Origin of the sequence: Mesorhizobium sp. M7A.F.Ca.US.005.03.2.1, assembly GCF_003997795.1 — a bacterium.
Classification (GTDB): domain Bacteria; phylum Pseudomonadota; class Alphaproteobacteria; order Rhizobiales; family Rhizobiaceae; genus Mesorhizobium; species Mesorhizobium ciceri.
The window spans coordinates 1-2,228 of record NZ_RZRP01000952.1 but is presented as its reverse complement, the minus strand read 5'-3'; the positions used below and the strand labels follow the sequence as shown (position 1 = coordinate 2,228).

Genomic DNA, 2,228 nt, shown 5'->3' with positions numbered 1-2,228 from the left:
GAACAGGATATGGCACAGGAACGTAGGGATGGCGGCCGCGGCCGCGATCGTGAAGAACGCGATGACGGCATGGTGGACAAGCTCGTCCACATCAACCGCGTCGCCAAGGTCGTCAAGGGCGGCCGTCGCTTCGGTTTTGCAGCACTCGTCGTCGTCGGCGACCAGAAGGGCCGCGTCGGCTTTGGTCACGGCAAGGCGCGCGAAGTGCCGGAAGCTATCCGCAAGGCAACTGAATCGGCCAAGCGCGACATGATTTTCGTGCCGCTGCGCTCGGGCCGTACGCTGCATCACGACGTCGAAGGACGCTGGGGTGCTGGACGCGTGCTGCTGCGCGCCGCCAAGCAAGGTACCGGCATCATCGCCGGTGGCCCGATGCGCGCTGTCTTCGAGACGCTCGGCATGCATGACGTGGTCGCCAAGTCGATGGGTTCGTCGAACCCCTACAACATGGTTCGCGCCACCTTCGACGCGCTGAAGAGCCAGATGCATCCCAAGGATGTGGCTGCTGCTCGCGGCATCAAGTATTCGACCCTTCAGGCCCGCCGCGGCACCGCCGTTGCGGCTGAAGAATAGTCGATCTGACCAGGGATTTTGACCATGGCCAAGAAAGCAACCAAGACCATCACCGTTGAGCAGATCGGTTCGCCGATCCGCCGTCCGAAGGAACAGCGCGCGACGCTGGTCGGCCTCGGCCTCAACAAGATGCACAAGCAGCGCACGCTGGAAGATACGCCCTCCGTGCGCGGCATGATCGCTGCCGTCCAGCATCTCGTCCGCGTCGTGGACGAGGGCTGAGCCAGAGCGCAGGAGAAGTCAGATGAAACTCAACGATCTGCGTGACAAGGACGGCGCGACGCACTCCAAGAAGCGTCTCGGCCGTGGTATCGGCTCCGGCTCCGGCAAGACCGGCGGTCGCGGCGTCAAGGGCCAGAAGGCGCGCTCCGGCGTCGCCATCAACGGCTTCGAGGGTGGCCAGATGCCGCTCTACCGGCGCCTGCCGAAGCGTGGCTTCAACAACATCTTCGCCAAGAGCTTCACCGTCGTGTCGCTGGCCCGCATCCAGGTGGCCATCGACGCCAAGAAGCTCGACGCCAAGGCAACCGTGACGGCTGAATCGCTGGTTGCCGCCGGCGTCATCCGCCGCGTCAAGGACGGCGTGCGCATCCTCTCGGATGGCGAGATCAAGGCGAAGCTCGCCTTTGACGTCGCCGGCGCCTCCAAGGCCGCGATCGAGAAGATCGAAAAGGCCGGCGGTTCGGTCAAGCTGCCGCAGGAAAAGGCAGCTGCCGAGTAACGGCAATTTGAAGCGCGATCGGCAGGAGTGGAATCCGTTTTTGCTCACGATTTCGCTTTGATCTGCTCAACGAGGCGGCCGCGTCAACGCGGCCGCTTGCATGTTTAGAGCCCGGAGCTTATCTCGTGAGCTTCGGTGAAACGCGCCGCCTGACCTCAGGGCCATCAAGCGTTACCAAGCGGAGAATCAGGCATGGCTTCGGCTGCTGAACAATTAGCCTCGAATCTGAATTTCTCGGCCTTCGCCAAGGCGGAGGATTTGAAGAAGCGCATCTGGTTCACGATCGGCGCGCTGCTGGTTTATCGCCTCGGCACCTACATCCCGCTTCCCGGTATCAATCCCGACGCCTTCGCCCAGGCCTTCTCTTCGCAGAGCAAGGGCGTGCTCGGCATGTTCAACATGTTCGCCGGCGGCGCCGTGCAGCGCATGGCGATCTTTGCGCTCGGCATCATGCCTTACATCTCCGCCTCCATCATCATGCAGCTGATGACCTCGGTCATCCCGTCACTGGAAGCGCTGAAGAAGGAAGGCGAACAGGGCCGCAAGGTGATCAACCAGTACACGCGCTACGGCACCGTGCTGCTTGCGCTGGTTCAGGCCTATGGCATTTCTGTCGGGCTGGAAGGCGGCAACGGCATCGTCAGTGACCCCGGCATGTTCTTCCGCATCTCGACCGTCGTCACGCTGGTCGGCGGCACCATGTTCCTGATGTGGCTGGGCGAGCAGATCACCGCCCGCGGCATCGGCAACGGTATTTCGCTGATCATCTTCTCCGGCATCGTCGCCGGCCTGCCGCACGCCATCTCCGGCACGCTGGAGCTTGGCCGCACCGGCGCGCTGTCGACCGGCCTGATCCTTGCGATCATCGTGCTGGCTATCGTCGTCATTGCGCTCATCGTGTTCTTCGAGCGCGCCCAGCCCCGCTTGCTTATCC

Annotated in this window: 4 protein-coding genes; all 4 read left to right on the top strand. The window is 63.0% G+C overall.

The window, feature by feature from the left end; genetic code table 11:
* Positions 1-9 precede the first annotated feature (9 nt).
* Positions 10-573 (top strand): 30S ribosomal protein S5, encoded by a 564-nt coding sequence (gene rpsE, locus EN991_RS33085; protein WP_006333394.1) that lies wholly within the window; start codon positions 10-12, stop codon positions 571-573.
* A gap of 24 nt (positions 574-597) precedes the next feature.
* Positions 598-795: a 50S ribosomal protein L30 gene (rpmD, locus tag EN991_RS33080; protein WP_006205449.1), complete on the top strand. Its 198-nt coding sequence runs from the start codon at positions 598-600 to the stop codon at positions 793-795.
* A gap of 22 nt (positions 796-817) precedes the next feature.
* Positions 818-1,294, top strand: coding sequence for a 50S ribosomal protein L15 (gene rplO / locus EN991_RS33075; protein ID WP_013531434.1), 477 nt, complete (start codon positions 818-820; stop codon positions 1,292-1,294).
* Between the two features lie 192 nt (positions 1,295-1,486).
* The coding region (locus EN991_RS33070) for a preprotein translocase subunit SecY (RefSeq protein WP_164769553.1) at positions 1,487-2,228 on the top strand (742 nt) is incomplete at its 3' end.

Coding starts and splice junctions, on each gene's coding strand:
- rpsE (WP_006333394.1), top strand. CDS start 10: ATGGCACAGGAACGTAGGGATGGCGGCCGCGGCCGCGATCGTGAAGAA.
- rpmD (WP_006205449.1), top strand. CDS start 598: ATGGCCAAGAAAGCAACCAAGACCATCACCGTTGAGCAGATCGGTTCG.
- rplO (WP_013531434.1), top strand. CDS start 818: ATGAAACTCAACGATCTGCGTGACAAGGACGGCGCGACGCACTCCAAG.